A 16,647-nucleotide genomic window follows, 5' to 3' on the forward strand; every position below is an offset into this window, starting at 1 on the left:
AGACCACACGCCCGGCCCGACCCCACCACCCCAGCACATGCACACGCGCCGAACGCCCGGGACCCACACGGCCGACAACTCCCGTAGTCGCTCGCCCCGGCCTCCGAACGTGCAGACTCCCGCGAGTTCGTGGGCCACGGACCAGGCCGACTTTGCGCGTCGTCACGGCGCCAGGCCCGTGAGCCTTCACGACCGGCCATGACAGACGGCCACGCACGTCGGCGCGTGCGGCCCACCGTGCACCGCCGTAACGGATGGTGGTAAAACCCCCACCGCGTCACAGATCGGCGGTCAGGGGGCGAGCATGTCGACGGTGAGGTTCGCCTCGGTGTTGGGAATCCCCAGGTCGGACGCGCGCTTGTCGGCCATCGCCAGCAACCGCCGGATCCGCCCGGCGATCGCGTCCTTGGTCAGCGGCGGATCGGCGATCTGCCCCAGCTCCTCCAGCGACGCCTGCTTGTGCTCCACCCGCAGCCGCCCCGCCACCACCAGATGGTCGGGAGCCTCCTCCCCAAGGATCTCCAGCGCCCGCTGCACCCGCGCGCCCGCCGCCACCGCCGCCCGCGCGGACCGCCGCAGGTTGGCGTCGTCGAAGTTGGCCAGCCGGTTCGCCGTGGCCCGCACCTCGCGGCGCATCCGCCGCTCCTCCCAGGCCAGCACGCTGTCATGCGCCCCCAGCCGGGTGAGCAGCGCGCTGATCGCGTCACCGTCGCGCACCACGACCCGGTCGACGCCGCGCACCTCGCGCGCCTTGGCGTGGATCTTCAGCCGCCGCGCCGACCCCACGAGCGCCAGCGCCGCCTCCGGCCCCGGGCAGGTGACCTCGAGCGACATCGAACGCCCCGGCTCGGTCAGCGAGCCGTGCGCCAGGAACGCCCCGCGCCAGGCCGCCTCCGCGTCGCAGGCGGCCCCCGCCACCACCTGGCGCGGCAGGCCGCGCACCGGGCGGCCATGATTGTCGATGAGCCCCGTCTGGCGGGCCAGGGCCTCGCCGTCACGGTAGACCCGCACCACGTAACGCGACCCCTTACGCAGCCCAGCGGGCGCCAGCACCAGCACCTCCGCCTTGTGCCCGAACACCTCTCCGATGTCCTTGATCAGCCGCCGCGCGGTGGCATTGGTGTCGAGCTCCGCCTCGATCACGATCCGCCCGCCCACCAGGTGCAGGCCGCTGGCGAACCGCAACAGCGTCGAAACCTCCGCCTTTCGGCAGCACGGCTTAAGCACCGGCAGGCGGCTCAGTTCGTCTTTCACCACACCTGTCATCGCCATAAGCGTTAGTCCTCCCCCATTCAGACCGGCTCTCGTCAGTCTCTCGCACCTTCGCGCCACGCCGACCAGGATCAACGCTTCTGGAGGAAAATCTCGTCCAGGACGGAGGCAAGACGTCGTGGGTCATGCTTCGCGGAGCCGTCCGAGGCCGCCACGTCCGCCATGACGAGCCGCGCGCCGAGGGCCGCGGCGGCCTTGTCGAGCGCGTCGGGGTCGTCCACGACCCTGGTGTCGGCGAGTACGACGTCCATCGACAGCTCGGGAGCGTGCTGCCTGAGCACCTCCAGATGCTGCTGGGGGGAGAAGTCGTCGGTCTCGCCGGGCTGGGGCGCCAGATTGAGCGTGACGAGCCGCTTGGCCCTGGTCTCGTGCAGGGCCCTGGCCAGCTCGGGCACCTTGAGATGCGGCAGCACGCTGGTGAACCACGACCCAGGCCCGAACACCACCCAGTCGGCGTCCAGCACCGCCGCGACCGCCTCGGGCCGCGCCGGCGGGTCCTCCGGGACCAGGGAGATCGCCTGCACCCTGCCGGGCGTCAGCGCGCACGCCACCTGCCCGCGCACTATCGAGACGACGCCGTCGAGCTCCACCTCGGCCACGATGTCGAGCGGCACCGAGGCCATCGGCAGCACCCGGCCGTGCGCGCCGAGCAGCCGCCCGACCCAGTCGAGCCCTGCCACGGGGTCGCCGAGCAGCTCCCACAGCGCCACGATCAGCAGGTTTCCGACGGCGTGCCCGTGCAGATCACCCTCGCTGCGGAAGCGGTGCTGCACCACCTCGCTCCAGGTGCTGCCCCACTCGTCGTCACCGCACAGCGCGGCCAGCGCCATCCGCAGATCACCGGGCGGCAGCACACCGAGCTCGCGACGCAGCCGCCCGCTCGATCCGCCGTCGTCGGCCACGGTCACCACGGCGGTCAGCCGGTCGGTGACGACCCGTAAGGCGGAGAGGGAGGCGAACAACCCGTGCCCGCCGCCCAGCGCCACCACCCTCGGCCCGATCCCCGGATAGGGCCCGCCACCCTGCAAACTCTCACCCGAAGGAAGACTTCCGCCCAAACTCACTCCGCCCGCGACCTGCGCAGAGACCTCACCCGAATGACCGCCTTCGCCCGTAGACGCACTTTCGCCCGAATGACCGCCCTCGCCCAGGACACTCCCGGTCCCGTCGCCCCCGCCGGGGGCATCCCCAGCCGGACGGCGCGGGATCCCCTCTACCGGGTCCGGCAAAGCCGCGGAGACTTCTTCATCGGTCACTCCCGCCCCACATCCCGGTGACTCACCTGGACCTCCATCCCGCGGTCACGCAAGCGGGCGCCGACCTGCTCGGCCATGGCCACGCTACGGTGCTTGCCACCGGTGCAACCCACCGCAAGCGTCGCATAGCTCTTGCCCTCGCGCGCATATCCGGCCGCAACCACCTGCAGGACCTCCTCGTACGCGTCGAGGAACTCCTTGGCGCCCGGCTGCCCGAGCACATAGTCGCGGACCGGGGCCTCCAGGCCGTTCATCGGCCGCAGCTCGGGCACCCAGTGCGGGTTGGGCAGGAACCGGCAGTCGACCACCAGGTCGGCATCGACCGGCAGCCCGTACTTGAAGCCGAAGGACACGACGTTGAGCCGCAGCCCCGGCCGGTCCTCCCCGCCGAAGTAGGCGACGATCTTGTTACGCAGATCGTGCACGTTGTGCGACGACGTGTCGATCACCAGGTCGGCGTTGGCCCGGACCTCGCGCAGGATCCCGCGCTCCCGCGTGATCCCGTCGACCAGCCGGCCTTCGCCCTGCAGCGGATGCGGCCTGCGGACGTTCTCGAACCTGCGCACCAGCTCCTCGTCGCTGGCCTCCAGGAACACCACGCGCACCCGGACGCCGCGCCCTTCGAGCTCCTCGATGGCGGCGTTGAGGTCGGTGGTGAAGGCGAGGCTGCGCACGTCGACGACGGCCGCCACCTTGTCGGCGGCCAGCTTGACCTTGCCCGCCTCCTCCGCCATCGCGAACAGCAGCCCGGGCGGCAGGTTGTCGATGACGAACCAGCCCAGGTCCTCGAGCGCCTTGGCCGCCGTGCTGCGCCCCGCGCCGGACATGCCGGTGACGATGACGAACGCCCGCTCCGTGCTCACTGCATCACCCCGATCCGCGGGACCGGCTTCACGGGTGTTCATTTCAGCGTCCTCCCCGGCCACGATTGCGAACGGACCAACCTGCTCCCGGCGTGGCCGGCCGGGTCTCCTGTCGAGATCACGATGACTCTCCCTTCAGCGTGGACACGATGACCTCGGCGATGGACGGACCGATGCCGGGAACCTCGCAGATCTCGGCGGCAGTGGCCTCGCGTAGCTTCTTGACGGAGCCGAAGTGCTTGAGCAGCGCCTGCCTGCGCGCCGGGCCGAGACCGGGCACGCTGTCGAGCGCGCTCTCCTTCACCGTCTTGGACCTCTTGGAACGATGGTAGGTGATGGCGAACCTGTGTGCTTCGTCTCGCACCCGTTGCAGCAGGTAGAGACCCTCACTTGAACGAGGCATGATGACCGGCTGGTCATCGCCGGGCAGCCACACCTCCTCCAGCCGCTTGGCCAGGCCGCACACCGCCACGTCGTCGATCCCGAGCTCGTCGAGCGCCCGCTGGGCGGCCGCCGCCTGCGGCCCGGCGCCGTCGACCACGACCAGGTTGGGCGGGTAGGCGAACTTGCGCGGCCGGCCCGTCTCGGGGTCGATGGGCCCGTGGCCGTCGTCATCGTCGGCCGCCAGCTCGCCGGTGGCGGAACGTTCCTCCAGGTAGCGGCGGAACCGTCGCATGATCACCTCGTAGATCGAGGCGACGTCGCCTTCCTTGGTCTTCACGGCGAAACGCCGATATTCGCTCTTGCGCGCCAGACCGTCCTCGAACACCACCATGGACGCCACGACGTTCTCCCCTTGCAGGTGGGAGACGTCGTAGCACTCCATGCGCAGCGGCGCCTGGTCGAGGTCGAGCGCGTCGGCGATCTCCTGCAGCGCCTTGCTGCGGGTGGTCAGGTCGCTGGCGCGGCGGATCTTGTGCTGGGCGAGCGACTCCTTGGCGTTGCGCTCGACGGTCTCCATCAGCGACTTCTTGTCGCCGCGCTGCGGCACGCGCACCTCGACGCGGGCGCGGCGCTGCTCGGTGAGCAGCTCGGTGACCGCCTCGTTGTCGGGCGGCAGCACGGGCACGAGCACCTCGCGGGGCATCGAGTCGGGGCTCGCCTCGGCGTACATCTGCAGCAGGAACTGCTCGACCAGCTCGCCGGGCGAGGTCTCCTCGACCTTGTCGACCACCCAGCCGCGCTGCCCCCTGATGCGGCCGCCGCGCACGTAGAAGACCTGGACCGCGGCTTCGAGCGGGTCCTCGGTCAGCGCGATCACGTCGGCGTCCGTCGCCTCCCCCAGCACGACCGCCTGCTTCTCCAGCGCCCGCTGCAGGGCCTGGATGTCGTCCCGCAGCCGGGCCGCGCGCTCGTATTCCTGCTCGGAGGCGGCGTCGCGCATCTCCTTCTCCAGCCGCTTGATGAAGCGGCTGGAGTTTCCCGCCATGAAGTCGCAGAAGTCCTCGGCCAGCTCGCGGTGCTCCGCCGGGGTGACCCGGCCGACGCAGGGCGCCGAGCATTTGTCGATGTAGCCGAGCAGGCACGGCCGGCCGATCTGCCCGGCCCGCTTGAACACCCCCGCGCTGCACGTGCGCACCGGGAAGACCCGCAGCAGCAGGTCGACGGTCTCGCGGATGGCCCAGGCGTGCGAATAGGGGCCGAAGTAACGGGTGCCCTTGCGCTTGGCGCCGCGCATGACCTGCACGCGCGGGAAGTCGTCGCCCATGGTGACCGCGAGGTAGGGGTAGGACTTGTCGTCGCGGTATTTGACGTTGAAGCGCGGGTCGAACTCCTTGATCCAGGAGTATTCGAGCTGCAGCGCCTCGACTTCGGTGCTGACGACCGTCCAGTCGACGTCGGCCGCCGTGGTCAGCATGGTCTGCGTGCGCGGATGCAGCGCGGAGAAGTCGGCGAAATAGGAGTTGAGCCGCTGCCGGAGGCTCTTGGCCTTGCCTACGTAGATCACCCGGCCGTGCGCGTCCCTGAACCGGTAGACCCCGGGGGAATCGGGGATCGAACCCGGTTTGGGCCGGAAACTCAAGGGGCTGCCCGCTGATCTCGCCACGTACAAAGAGTAGTAGCCCGCACCGACAAGGTTGCCCGCCGTACCTTCAGCCAGGGTACGGCGGGCAGTCTCGGGGTGCCGTCACGCTAGGCGAGCGTGATCTGGTCGCCTTCGACCTTGATCTGCTGCTCGGGCAGCGGCTTGTCGGCGGGGCCATCGGTGACGGCGCCGTCGGCGATGGCGAACTTGCTGTTGTGGCACGGGCAGACGATCACGCCGTCGGAGACGCTGCCGACGGTGCACCCGTTGTGCGTGCACACCGCGCTGAACGCCTTGAACTGGCCCGACGCGGGCTGCGTGACCACGATCTTCTGGTCCTTGAAGATCGTGCCGCCGCCGACGGGGATGTCGGCGGTCTTGGCCAGCGCCCCACCGGCTTGCGGCGCGCTGGACTGAGGCGCACTGGACTGAGGCGCGCTCGAGTCCGTGGCGCCACCGGCGGTCTGTGCGGTGTCGGTGCCGCCGCCGCAAGCGGTGATCGCCAGCGCCAGGCCACCCGCTCCCACGCTCGCGATCACCGCCCGGCGACTCTGAAGGTCATCTCCCATGCGCTCACCCAACCGCACGCAGGTGAGAAATTCATGAGACGCCCGCTAGGCCAGCATGATCTTGTCACCGTCCACGGTGATCTTCTTCTCCTTGAGCGGCTCGCTCGCGGGACCGTCCGCGACGGAGCCGTCCTCGATCTTGAACTTGCTGCCGTGGCAGGGACAGTTGATCGTCCCGTTCGAGACGCTGGCGACCGTACAACCCTGGTGGGTGCACACCGCCGTGAACGCCTTGAAATCACCATCGGTCGGCTGCGTGACCACGATCTTCTGACTCTCGAAGACCTTCCCGCCGCCCTTGGGGATGTCATCGGTGGCGGCCAGCGCTTTGGCCGCCTTCTTTTCCGTCTTCTTCTTCGGCGCGTCTGACGACGCCTCTTCCTCGGGCTCCGCGCTGGCTTCCGTCGTCGGCGAGCCGTAGCTCGCACACGCCGTCAGAACCGCCGCGAGCCCGGCGCCGCCAGCGCCGAGCACCATATTCCGGCGCGTCGTTTCCGTCATGGTGCGTCCTCCCAGATTGTTTCTCTCTTCAGGTACGGCCAGCGACCTCGCGCCGGTTCAGCGTGCCTGAGCCCAATCGGGGCAACTACGCACAATTACCTGTTCAGAGCACCACCCTGCTCAGACGACGACGATGCCGTCGCCCTCCACCTTGATCTGGAACGAGGCCAGCGGCGCGGTCGCGGGCCCCTTCGTGGCCTTCCCGCTGTCGGCGGCGAACTCACTGCCGTGGCAGGCGCACTTGATGATGTTCTCCTTGGGCGTGCTGACCGCGCACCCCTTGTGCGTGCAGACCGAGCTGAACGCCTTGTAGACGCCCTCCGCCGGCTGCGTCACCACGAGCTGCAGATCCTCGATGAGCTTGCCCCCGCCCACGGGCACGTCGGCGGTCTTGGCGATGACCTTGCCCTTGATGCTCTGCTGCGCCTTGGCGCCGCCCGTGCCGCACCCGGCCAGCGCCAGCCCGCACGCCGCGACGCCCGCCACCCCCAGGATCTCGCGCCGCCCGAGCCCGTTTTCCGGCATGGCTCCGCCCCGCTCCTTAACCGCCATTTTTTGCCGACCCTCCGCGTCCCCGCTGACCCCGTGCAGGTCAGGCCGTTACCCTCACTCAACTTTATGGGCGGCACCCCTCGGTCCGGTCAGCGGGTGGTAGGCCCGCGGTCAGCGGCACGGGTCACATTGCGCCCATGACTGTTACGACCACACGCCCGGAAGAATCCGCCGCAGAGCCTGCCAAGCCCCGGTGGTGGCGCCGTCCATGGGTGGCGCCGCCGGCGGTGGTGGCGGCCGTGTTCCTCGCGTTCTCGGTGCCGCCCTACCTGTCCATGGACCCCGCCCAGTCCCGCGTGCCGGCCCCGGACTTCTTCCCGCCGCACTTCGTGATGCTCTCCTTGCACGTCGTCTTCGGCTCGATCGCGATGATCACGTGCTGCCTGCAGATCTGGCCGTGGTTCCGTCAGCGCCATCCGCGGACGCACCGCATGATCGGCCGCGTGTACGTCTTCGGCGGCTGCCTCCCCGCCGGCCTGCTGGGCCTGACCGTCGGGGTGGCCACTCCCTTCGGCCCGGTCACGATGGTGAGCGACGTCATGCTGGCGCTGCTCTGGCTGGGCTGCACGCTGGCCGGATGGCGGATGGCCAGACAGCGCAGGTTCGTCGACCATCGCCGGTGGATGGTGCGCAGCTTCGCCCTGACGATGTCCATCATCACCAACCGCCTCTGGGGCGTGCTGTTCACGATCATGCTGTCGCCGCAGCTCGGCACGACGTTCCATGGTGACGAGGCGCTGCTGGTCGCCACGATCTCGGGGCTGGGCGCGTGGCTCGGCTGGGTCCTGCCGCTGCTGCTGGCGGAGTGGTGGCTCGAACGCGGAGACGCCGCCAAACGCCGCCGCACCCGCTGAGGCCGTCCTGAACCTGCCGCCCCGCGCCCGTTGAAGACCGTCCCAAGCCTGCCCCGCGCCCCCATCGAGACCGCCCCCGGCCGCGGCCTCGCCCCGCAGCACGTCGGCCCCCACGCCCTCAGGCGCGGGGGCCGACTCAGAGCCTCGGTCCGGCGAGAACGGACCCACCCGGCGAACGGGTCAGAACTCGAGGATCTTGCGCAGGAACCGCCCCGTGTGGCTGTCGTCCACCAGCGCGACCTCCTCCGGCGTCCCGCTGGCCACCAGCGTGCCGCCGCGGGACCCGCCCTCGGGCCCCATGTCGATGATCCAGTCGGCCGTCTTGATGACGTCGAGGTTGTGCTCGATGACGATCACGGTGTTCCCGCTGTCCACCAGCCGCCCGAGCACCCCCAGCAGCCGCCGGATGTCCTCGAAGTGCAGCCCGGTCGTCGGCTCGTCGAGCACGTAGATGGTCCGCCCGGTCTGCCGCCGCTGCAGCTCGGAGGCGAGCTTGACCCGCTGCGCCTCGCCGCCGGACAGCGTGGTCGCCGGCTGCCCGAGCCGCACGTAGCCCAGCCCCACGTCGTTGAGCGTCTGCAGGTGACGCTTGATCGCGGGGATCGCGTCGAAGAAGCCCAGGGCCTCCTCGATCGGCATGTCGAGCACCTCGGCGATCGTCTTGCCCTTGTAGTGGACCTCCAGCGTCTCCCGGTTGTAACGGGCGCCGTGGCAGACCTCGCAGGGGACGTAGACGTCCGGCAGGAAGTTCATCTCGATCTTGATGGTGCCGTCGCCCGCGCACGCCTCGCAGCGCCCGCCCTTGACGTTGAAGCTGAAGCGCCCCGGCTGGTAGCCGCGCACCTTCGCCTCGGTCGTGGCCGCGAACAGCTTGCGCACGTGGTCGAACACCCCGGTGTAGGTGGCCGGGTTGGAGCGCGGCGTCCGCCCGATCGGCGACTGGTCGACGTGGACGACCTTGTCCACCTGATCCATGCCGTTGATCCGCGAATGCCGCCCCGGCACCGTACGTGCGCCGTTGAGCTCCTTGGCCAGCGCGCTGTACAGGATGTCGTTGACCAGCGTCGACTTCCCGGACCCCGACACCCCGGTGACGGCCGTGAACACGCCGAGCGGGAAGTCGATGTCCACGCCCTGGAGGTTGTGCTCGCGCGCACCCTTGACCGTGATCTGCCGCTTCTTGTCGCGCTTGCGGCGCTTGGCGGGGATCGCGATGCTCTTGCGCCCCGACAGGTATTGCCCGGTCAGCGACTCCTCGCTGGCGAGGAGGTCCTGAACGGTCCCCGAGACGACGACCTGGCCGCCGTGCTCGCCGGCGCCCGGCCCGATGTCGACGACCCAGTCGGCCGCCGCGATCGTGTCCTCGTCGTGCTCCACCACGATCAGCGTGTTGCCCATGTCACGCAGCCTGATCAGCGTGTCGAGCAGGCGCATGTTGTCGCGCTGGTGCAGCCCGATGGACGGCTCGTCGAGGACGTAGAGGACGCCGACGAGACCGGAGCCGATCTGCGTGGCCAGCCTGATCCGCTGCGCCTCACCGCCCGCCAGCGTCGCCGCCGCCCTGTCCATGGTCAGGTAGTCGAGGCCGACGTCGAGCAGGAAGCCCATACGGGCGTTGATCTCCTTGACCACCCGCTCGGCGATCTGCATGTCGCGGTCGGACAGCTTGAGCGCGGCCAGGAACTTCGCGCACTCGCCGATCGACATGCCCGCCACATCGGCGATCGACATGCCCGCGACGGTCACGGCCAGCGTGACCGGCTTGAGCCTGGCGCCCTTGCAGGCGGGGCAGGGGATCTCGCGCATGTAGCCCTCGAACCGCTCGCGGCTCGAGTCGCTCTCCGCCTCGGCGTGCCTGCGCTGCACCCACGGGATGACCCCGTCGTAGGTGGTGTAGTAGGAGCGCTGACGGCCGTAGCGGTTGGCGTAGCGGACGTGCACCTGCTCGTCGTGGCCGTGCAGCAGGGCCTTCTGCGCCTTCTTCGGCAGCTTCTCCCACGGCGTGTCGAGCGTGAACCCGACCGCGTGGCCGAGCGCCTCGATCAGCCTGACGAAATATTCGCTCGTGTGGCCGCCGGACCACGGGTGGAGCGCGCCGTCGCCAAGCGTCCGCTCGGGGTCGGGCACCACCAGATCGGGGTCCACCTCCATCTTCGTGCCGAGGCCCGTGCACTCGGGGCAGGCCCCGAACGGCGAGTTGAACGAGAACGAGCGCGGCTCCAGTTCCTCGAACGACAGGTCGTCATAGGGGCAGTAGAGGTGCTCGGAGTAGAAGCGCTCACGGTTGGGGTCGTCTTCCGGCAGGTCGACGAACTCGAGCGTGATCGTGCCCCCGGACAGCTGCAAGGCCGTCTCCACCGAGTCGGTGAGCCTGCGCCGCGCCGACTCCTTGACCGACAGGCGGTCGACGATGACCTCGATGTCGTGCTTCTCGTACTTCTTCAGCGTCGGCGGCTCTTCCAGCCGCACGACGGTGCCGTCGACCCTGGCTCTGGCGAATCCCTTGGTCTGCAGCTCGCGGAACAGCTCCGCGTATTCGCCCTTGCGGCCGCGGATGACCGGCGCGAGCACCTGGAACCTGGTGCCCTCCTCCAGGTCCATCACCCGGTCGACGATCTGCTGCGGCATCTGCCTGGCGATCGGGCGCGCGCACACCGGGCAGTGGGGCTTGCCGATGCGCGCCCACAGCAGCCGCAGGTAGTCGTAGACCTCGGTGATCGTGCCGACGGTCGAGCGCGGGTTCTTGCTCGTCGCCTTCTGGTCGATCGACACCGCGGGCGACAGGCCCTCGATGAAGTCGACGTCCGGCTTGTCCATCTGGCCGAGGAACTGGCGCGCGTACGCCGACAGCGACTCGACATAGCGCCGCTGCCCCTCGGCGAAGATCGTGTCGAAGGCCAGGCTCGACTTGCCCGAGCCGGACAGGCCGGTGAAGACGATCAGAGAGTCTCGCGGAAGGTCCAGCGAGACGTCTTTGAGGTTGTGTTCTCGTGCACCACGCACGATCAGGCGGTCTGCCACGGCGATCCCGGAAGTCGAAAGGCGGATAGGTCCACGGGGGATGGTAGACGGGGGCTCCGACAATTTCGGCGACTCGATCCACGGCCCCCGAAAATCCGTCCCTCACAGGTTACGGCCATCTGCCACCCCGGCAGGAAGCCTTTAGCTTTCAACCATCTGACCTGCGACTTTATGCCCACCACCGGCTCAGACACCCAAATAACGAAATATCCAGACATGAGCCTCCTACCCACGCCGCAGGCCGAGCCGACCTCCGCGGCCCGCCACCTGCCGGGCTGGACCAGGGGCGCGGCCGGCGCCACCGCGAACGAGACCACGGCCCGCCGACCCGCCGCCGTGACCGAGATCCGGCTCGTACGAGACGGCGAGATCTGGCGCAACCTCGGACCCGCCCCTCCCCTCCACGGCACGCCGTCCGACATGCTGGCCCGGCTGACCGGCAGGCCGGGGGGCGATGGCGTTAGTCTGGTGCCCGTGGGGCAGTCGTTCACGCCAGGCCCCGGAGGCACAGGGCTTCCAGAGCCGCCACCGTGGCCGACGATGCCGGCCCCGCTGATCTGCCCACGACGCCCCCAGAGGACTATCCATGACCTACACAGGTGACGTCCAGGTCGGCGGCCCCGCCGACGTGCGCGAGCTGCCCGCGCTCACGATCTGCAAACTCGCCGTCGGCCCGTTCGACAACAACGCCTACCTGCTGCGCGCCACCGAGACCGGCGACGGCCTGCTCATCGACGCGGCCGCCGACGCCGACCGCCTGCTCGCCCTGATCAGCGACCAGCCCGTCGGCTCCATCGTCACGACGCACCAGCACGGCGACCACTGGCAGGCCCTCGAACAGGTGACGAAGGTCACAGGCGCGCAGCTCATCGCCCACCCGCTCGACGCGTCCGCGCTCCCGCTGCCGGTGGACCGCACGGTCGACGACGGCGACACCATCTCCGTCGGCCCGATCACGCTCGAAGTCATCCACCTGCGGGGCCACACGCCCGGCTCGATCGCCCTGCTGTACGACGGCGGCGAGGCCGGCCACCACCTGTTCACGGGCGACTCGCTGTTCCCCGGCGGCGTCGGCAACACGTGGAAGGACCCCGAGCGCTTCAACCAGCTCTACAACGACGTGGTGGAGCGCATCTTCGACCGCCTGCCCGATGACACCTGGGTCTACCCGGGCCACGGCAAGGACACCACGCTGGGCGCCGAGCGCCCCGCCCTGCCGGAATGGAAGGCCAGAGGCTGGTAGCCGGTTCCCGCTCTGGCTTCAGGTGTACGACGGCCCTAGCGCGCGGCCAGAACGTGCACGATGCGCTGGGCGGCCAGGGCGGGATCGTCGGTCTCACCGACGAGCTCGCCCCAGGACCACCGGTAGAACCATCCGTCGGACAGCGGCACGCAGTCCACGGTCTCGGCCAGCATCGCCGCGTCGGGATCGCTGACCCGCAAGGCGGGCGGATACGACCTGAGCGTCGCCGTCAGCCCGCGCAGCTCCAGCTCCGTGGCCAGCTTGCCGAGATGGTACGTGCGCGTGTGCTCGCGCGGCATGGCCGACATGGATCCATCAAAGCCGAAGTAAGACGAAAAATCCCGTCAGTTGCCAATGCGCTCGGCTTCGCGGCGCTGCTCCCGCTTGTAGAACAGCACCCGCAACGGGATCGCCGCCACGAGCGCGATCTGCATGCTCGCACCGATCTTGATCGGCAGGTCGCCGCCCTCGGGCCAGGCGACCCAGAAGGTCAGGAACGCCACGTTGACCATGATCCAGCCGAGCACGACCGCCGCGAGCTGCCCCTTCGGCTTGGGGTATTCGATGCGGCTGACCATCAGCCACGCCACGCCGAGCACGGCCAGCAGCGACCAGATGCTCGGCTGGAACAGCAGCACGATGGAGATCACGGTCATCGCGCCCATCGGGATGGGCAGCCCCATGAAGTCGCCGCTCTTGGTCTTGACGCAGGCGAACCTGGCCAGGCGTACGACCCCGGCGACCAGCACGGCCGCGGCCGCGGTGACCACCGCCGCGAACGGCACCTGATCGGTGAACCCGCCCCAGATCACCACCATGAACGCGGGCGCGAACCCGAAGCTGATGACGTCGGCCAGGTTGTCGAGCTCGGCGCCCATCGCGGAGGCGCGGAAACGCCGCGCGACGAGACCGTCGAACAGGTCGCACGTCGCGCCGATGAGCAGCAACACGACGGCCGTGGCGAAGTAGCTGGGCGCGGGCGTGAACGGACCACCGGCGACCTGGAGCTGCTTGATGGCGGAGTACGCCAGCACGCAGACCGCGAGAAAGCCGCAGACCGCGTTGCCCAGCGAGAGGGAGTCGGCGGCGGACAGACGGAAGGCCTTGCCGACGGGGCCACGAGGCTCGTCATCATCCGCCTGCCAACTACCGGCGTCAGCCGCGGTCAATTCTGGTCACCCCCGCAACCGTCTTCTCCCCTACGGACACCGCGGGAGAGATGCCTTCTGGAAGGTAGATGTCGACCCTCGACCCGAACCTGATGAGCCCGATCCGCTCGGCCGGCTCGACCTTCGCACCGGCGCTCAAGTACGGCACGATCCGGCGCGCCACCGCGCCTGCGATCTGCACCATCTCGATGTCGCCGAGCGCGGTCTCGAAATGCCACACCACGCGTTCGTTCTGGTCGCTGTCCTTGTTGAAAGCCGGCAGGAACCCACCTGCGACATGCTGCACGGAGGTGACATTTCCCGCAAGAGGGGCACGATTGACGTGCACGTTCAGCGGGCTCATGAAGATCGCGACCCTCGTGCGGCCATCGGGCCACGGGTCGATGCTCTGCACCACGCCGTCGGCGGGTGACAGAACACGTCCTCGGCCCGGCGTGCGGTCAGGGTCGCGGAAGAACCAGAGCATGCCACCGGTGAGCACGCTCAGCGGCACAGCCGCGAGCGCCCAACGCCGGTCCCTGCGCGTCAGCAGCGCGGTGGTGGCCGCCGCGGCCACCGTAGGGAAGAGCCACGGGGAGACCCCGCGTGCGAGCCTCACGCGGCTCGGCTTAGCAGAATCGTCTGACACGTACAACCTTTGGTGGTGACTGGACTGGGCGCTTTGCCGTGATGTTACAGAGCCAGTAACTATTACACGGCGCAACTACACAAGCAAAGCGCCTCGAAGCCCTTTTCGCTAGACCTGCTCCGGATGCGTCTCCTCGCCCTTGCGCGCGTCCATGCGCGCCTTGATCAGGCTGGCCACGGTGGTGATGACCATGGTGGCGCCGATGACCGAGAGCGACACCCAGATGGGAATTTCGGGCGCCCAGGAGACATGGCTGGCATGCAACGCCTCCAATATCAGCTTAACCCCGATGAAGCCGAGGATGAACGCCAAACCATAGCTGATGTAGACGAGCCGTTGGAGCAGCCCGCCCAGCAGGAAGTAAAGCTGACGCAGTCCCATCAGGGCAAATGCGTTGGCGGTGAAGACGATGAAGGGGTCTTTCGTGAGCCCGAAGATGGCGGGAATCGAGTCCAGCGCGAACAGCAGGTCGGTGCTGCCGATGGCGACCATCACGATGAGCATGGGCGTGACCATGCGCTTGCCGTCGATCTTCACGGTCACCTTGGAGCCGACGTAGGTCTCGGTGGTGGGGAAAGCCCTGCGCACCCACCTGAGCACGACGTTCTCGTTGAACTCCTCCTCGTCGCCCTTGAGATGCTGGCGGACGAGGTTGATCGCGGTGTAGACCAGGAAGGCGCCGAACACGTAGAACAGCCAGCTGAACCGCTCGAGCGCCGCCGCGCCGAGCGCGATGAAAATGCCGCGCATGACCAGCGCGAGCAGGATGCCCACGAGCAACACCTTGTGCTGGTACGCCCGTGGCACGGCGAACCTGCTCATGATGATGAAGAAAATGAAGAGATTGTCGACGCTCAGGCTGTATTCAGTGATGTAGCCGGCGAAGAACTCTCCTGCTTTGGCACCGCCCACCGTGGTCCACAAGACCACCCCGAACACGGCGGCGAGGAAGACGTAGAACGTCACCCAATATCCGGCCTGCCGCATGGAGAACTCTCGGGCTTCTCCACGGTCGACGATCCACAAGTCAACGGCAAGGACGACGAGGAGGCCGCCGATCACGGCGATCCAGGCCCACACGGGTACGGTCACTCAAACCCTCCGGCACGCACGACTCATTGCCGGAGGTCTCTCCCGCCCGCCGAAATCTGCGGACCGGCAGCCCCGGGGGCCCCGTGGAGCGGGGCTGCACCGTGATGACGAGGCTGTCGCGAAGGGATACTCCCCTCCCTAACCCACGCAGTATACGAGAACGCCCCCACCTCGCCTAATCGTCCGTTCGATCACCATGGCGGTAGACGGCCAGCGCGCTGTCCACCGCCTCGTCGTCGCCGGGCATCTCCCGCCCCCGCCGCTCGGCCGCCGCAGCCAGCCTTTCCGCAGATCCGGGCGTTACAAGCAGCTCGCGTACGGCTCCGCGCAGCCCGTCCACATCCCCGTACGGAACCAGGATCCCGGCTTCTCGCAAAATTTCCGGAATCCCCCCAACATCGGAGGCAATTACCGGTTTTCCCGCCATAAGCGCCTCCCTGAGGGTGAGCGGCTGGCCCTCCCACCGGCTGGGCATCACCAGCGCGGTGGCCGCGCCGAGCAGGTCGGGCACATCCCGCCGGTTGCCCAGCAACGTCACGGGCAGCCCTTCGGCGTCGATCCTCGCCTGCAGCTCCGCTCGCAGCGGCCCCTCCCCCGCCACCACGAACAGCGGCCCACCCCCCGCTCCGCGCGCCGGACCCCCAGACCCACCACCGCCTTCGCCCGCCCAGCCCCCGGACCCGCCACCAGCTTCCCGCGCCCGCTCCCCAGACCCGCCACCGCCTTCGAGCGCCCGGCCCTCGGACCCGCCACCAGCTTCGCCCGCCCAGCCCCCGGACCCACCCCCAGCTCCGCGCGCCGGATCCCCAGACCCGCCGCTGCCTTCGAGCGGCCGGTCCCCGTCCCACGGCCCCACAGCCACGTCGAGCAGGGTGTCCAGGCCCTTCTGCTGGGCAAGCCTGGCGATGGTCAGCAGTATCGGGCGCGCGCCGGCACCCAGCTCGTCCCTGACCTCCTCCGGCGTCCGCTTCGCCGGCGGCAGCGCGGGCGCGGCCACCACGGCCGCCCGCACCCGCCGGCCGCCCAGCGCCTTCATCCGCTCGCCGAGATCGGGCGACACGACCAGCACATCGTCGGCCCCCCGGGCCACCACCCGCTCCAGCACCCCATAGACCACCCCGACGAACCCACCGGCCGTCAGCGCATTGTGCAGTGTCACCACCAGCCGCCCACCACCCGCCGCCGCCACCCGGCCCTCGCGAGGCCCATCCGAACGCCCGCTGACGGACCCACCCCGCGGACCGCCACCGGGGCCGCCTTCGGGCCTTCCCTCGCGCCCGCGCCCCCTCCCGAGCGCAGCGAGCGCGGCCAGCGCCCCGGCCCTCAGTCCGTGGGCGTGCACCACCTCGGCGTCCCTCGTCAACCGCCTGATCGCCAGCACCGCACGCAGGTCGTTGACCGGATGCGGCCGATCGGAGACCGCCACCTCCACAAACCGCCCCCCCGCCCCGGCGAACGAGAACGCCTCCTCAACGCTGCGCGGCCCGAGCACGAGCACCTGGTGCCCGCGCCGCACCAGCCCTTCCACCAGCATCAGCACATGCCGCCCCGTACCACCCGACGTGGTGCCCAGCACGAAAGCCACCCGCACGACCCGCTCC

15 protein-coding genes are annotated in these 16,647 nt (G+C 69.3%); 2 read left to right on the forward strand and 13 right to left on the reverse strand.

The features are described from left to right. Positions 1-291: 291 nt before the first annotated feature. The 7 genes from whiA to ABEA43_RS53185 all read right to left on the reverse strand — a co-directional run bounded on the left by whiA (position 292) and on the right by ABEA43_RS53185 (position 7,012). Positions 292-1,272 (reverse strand): DNA-binding protein WhiA, encoded by a 981-nt coding sequence (whiA, locus tag ABEA43_RS53155; protein ID WP_138714326.1) that lies wholly within the window; start codon positions 1,270-1,272, stop codon positions 292-294. A gap of 71 nt (positions 1,273-1,343) precedes the next feature. After that, positions 1,344-2,300 (reverse strand): gluconeogenesis factor YvcK family protein, encoded by a 957-nt coding sequence (locus ABEA43_RS53160; protein ID WP_345574338.1) that lies wholly within the window; start codon positions 2,298-2,300, stop codon positions 1,344-1,346. A 224-nt stretch (positions 2,301-2,524) separates the two neighbouring features. After that, complete coding sequence (rapZ, locus tag ABEA43_RS53165; protein ID WP_345574340.1) at positions 2,525-3,433, reverse strand: RNase adapter RapZ; 909 nt, start codon at positions 3,431-3,433, stop codon at positions 2,525-2,527. 76 nt (positions 3,434-3,509) lie between these two features. Further along, positions 3,510-5,414: an excinuclease ABC subunit UvrC gene (uvrC, locus tag ABEA43_RS53170; RefSeq protein ID WP_345574411.1), complete on the reverse strand. Its 1,905-nt coding sequence runs from the start codon at positions 5,412-5,414 to the stop codon at positions 3,510-3,512. Between the two features lie 110 nt (positions 5,415-5,524). Continuing rightward, positions 5,525-5,986 (reverse strand): Rieske (2Fe-2S) protein, encoded by a 462-nt coding sequence (locus ABEA43_RS53175; RefSeq protein ID WP_345574342.1) that lies wholly within the window; start codon positions 5,984-5,986, stop codon positions 5,525-5,527. Positions 5,987-6,031: 45 nt separating this feature from the next. Continuing rightward, positions 6,032-6,487: a Rieske (2Fe-2S) protein gene (locus ABEA43_RS53180; RefSeq protein WP_345574344.1), complete on the reverse strand. Its 456-nt coding sequence runs from the start codon at positions 6,485-6,487 to the stop codon at positions 6,032-6,034. A gap of 120 nt (positions 6,488-6,607) precedes the next feature. Next, on the reverse strand, positions 6,608-7,012 hold the full coding sequence (locus tag ABEA43_RS53185) for a Rieske (2Fe-2S) protein (RefSeq protein WP_345574346.1): 405 nt from the start codon (positions 7,010-7,012) through the stop codon (positions 6,608-6,610). A gap of 164 nt (positions 7,013-7,176) precedes the next feature. On the opposite strand from ABEA43_RS53185, the gene ABEA43_RS53190 reads away from it, so the two are divergent. Beyond that, positions 7,177-7,893, forward strand: coding sequence for a DUF2306 domain-containing protein (locus ABEA43_RS53190; RefSeq protein WP_345574348.1), 717 nt, complete (start codon positions 7,177-7,179; stop codon positions 7,891-7,893). A 180-nt stretch (positions 7,894-8,073) separates the two neighbouring features. Here ABEA43_RS53190 and uvrA read toward each other — a convergent pair whose 3' ends face one another. Continuing rightward, positions 8,074-10,914: an excinuclease ABC subunit UvrA gene (uvrA, locus tag ABEA43_RS53195; RefSeq protein WP_345574350.1), complete on the reverse strand. Its 2,841-nt coding sequence runs from the start codon at positions 10,912-10,914 to the stop codon at positions 8,074-8,076. 586 nt (positions 10,915-11,500) lie between these two features. Here uvrA and ABEA43_RS53200 point away from each other — a divergent pair. Further along, on the forward strand, positions 11,501-12,157 hold the full coding sequence (locus ABEA43_RS53200) for an MBL fold metallo-hydrolase (RefSeq protein ID WP_345574352.1): 657 nt from the start codon (positions 11,501-11,503) through the stop codon (positions 12,155-12,157). 35 nt (positions 12,158-12,192) lie between these two features. Here the strand turns inward: ABEA43_RS53200 and ABEA43_RS53205 are convergent, their stop codons facing one another. The 5 genes from ABEA43_RS53205 to ABEA43_RS53225 all read right to left on the reverse strand — a co-directional run bounded on the left by ABEA43_RS53205 (position 12,193) and on the right by ABEA43_RS53225 (position 16,637). Next, positions 12,193-12,465 carry a hypothetical protein gene (locus ABEA43_RS53205; RefSeq protein ID WP_345574354.1) on the reverse strand — a complete coding sequence of 91 codons (273 nt, stop codon included), beginning with the start codon at positions 12,463-12,465 and terminating at the stop codon, positions 12,193-12,195. 36 nt (positions 12,466-12,501) lie between these two features. Beyond that, complete coding sequence (gene pssA, locus ABEA43_RS53210) at positions 12,502-13,326, reverse strand: CDP-diacylglycerol--serine O-phosphatidyltransferase (RefSeq protein ID WP_345574356.1); 825 nt, start codon at positions 13,324-13,326, stop codon at positions 12,502-12,504. Next, positions 13,313-13,954, reverse strand: coding sequence for a phosphatidylserine decarboxylase (locus tag ABEA43_RS53215; RefSeq protein ID WP_345574358.1), 642 nt, complete (start codon positions 13,952-13,954; stop codon positions 13,313-13,315). Before ABEA43_RS53215 ends, pssA begins: the two co-directional genes overlap by 14 nt. Before the next feature lie 108 nt (positions 13,955-14,062). After that, on the reverse strand, positions 14,063-15,046 hold the full coding sequence (locus ABEA43_RS53220; protein WP_345574360.1) for a TerC family protein: 984 nt from the start codon (positions 15,044-15,046) through the stop codon (positions 14,063-14,065). Between the two features lie 175 nt (positions 15,047-15,221). Beyond that, complete coding sequence (locus ABEA43_RS53225; protein WP_345574362.1) at positions 15,222-16,637, reverse strand: glycosyltransferase family 4 protein; 1,416 nt, start codon at positions 16,635-16,637, stop codon at positions 15,222-15,224. Positions 16,638-16,647 lie beyond the last annotated feature (10 nt).

The sequence above is a fragment of the Nonomuraea rosea genome (genome assembly GCF_039539705.1).
Classification (GTDB): Bacteria; Actinomycetota; Actinomycetes; order Streptosporangiales; family Streptosporangiaceae; genus Nonomuraea; species Nonomuraea rosea.

Bases quoted from the DNA above. Each gene is read 5' to 3' on its own strand.
- ABEA43_RS53185 (WP_345574346.1), bottom strand. From the start codon at position 7,012: ATGCCGGAAAACGGGCTCGGGCGGCGCGAGATCCTGGGGGTGGCGGGC.
- rapZ (WP_345574340.1), bottom strand. From the start codon at position 3,433: ATGAACACCCGTGAAGCCGGTCCCGCGGATCGGGGTGATGCAGTGAGC.
- ABEA43_RS53200 (WP_345574352.1), top strand. From the start codon at position 11,501: ATGACCTACACAGGTGACGTCCAGGTCGGCGGCCCCGCCGACGTGCGC.
- ABEA43_RS53175 (WP_345574342.1), bottom strand. From the start codon at position 5,986: ATGGGAGATGACCTTCAGAGTCGCCGGGCGGTGATCGCGAGCGTGGGA.
- whiA (WP_138714326.1), bottom strand. From the start codon at position 1,272: ATGGCGATGACAGGTGTGGTGAAAGACGAACTGAGCCGCCTGCCGGTG.
- ABEA43_RS53190 (WP_345574348.1), top strand. From the start codon at position 7,177: ATGACTGTTACGACCACACGCCCGGAAGAATCCGCCGCAGAGCCTGCC.
- ABEA43_RS53180 (WP_345574344.1), bottom strand. From the start codon at position 6,487: ATGACGGAAACGACGCGCCGGAATATGGTGCTCGGCGCTGGCGGCGCC.
- ABEA43_RS53205 (WP_345574354.1), bottom strand. From the start codon at position 12,465: ATGTCGGCCATGCCGCGCGAGCACACGCGCACGTACCATCTCGGCAAG.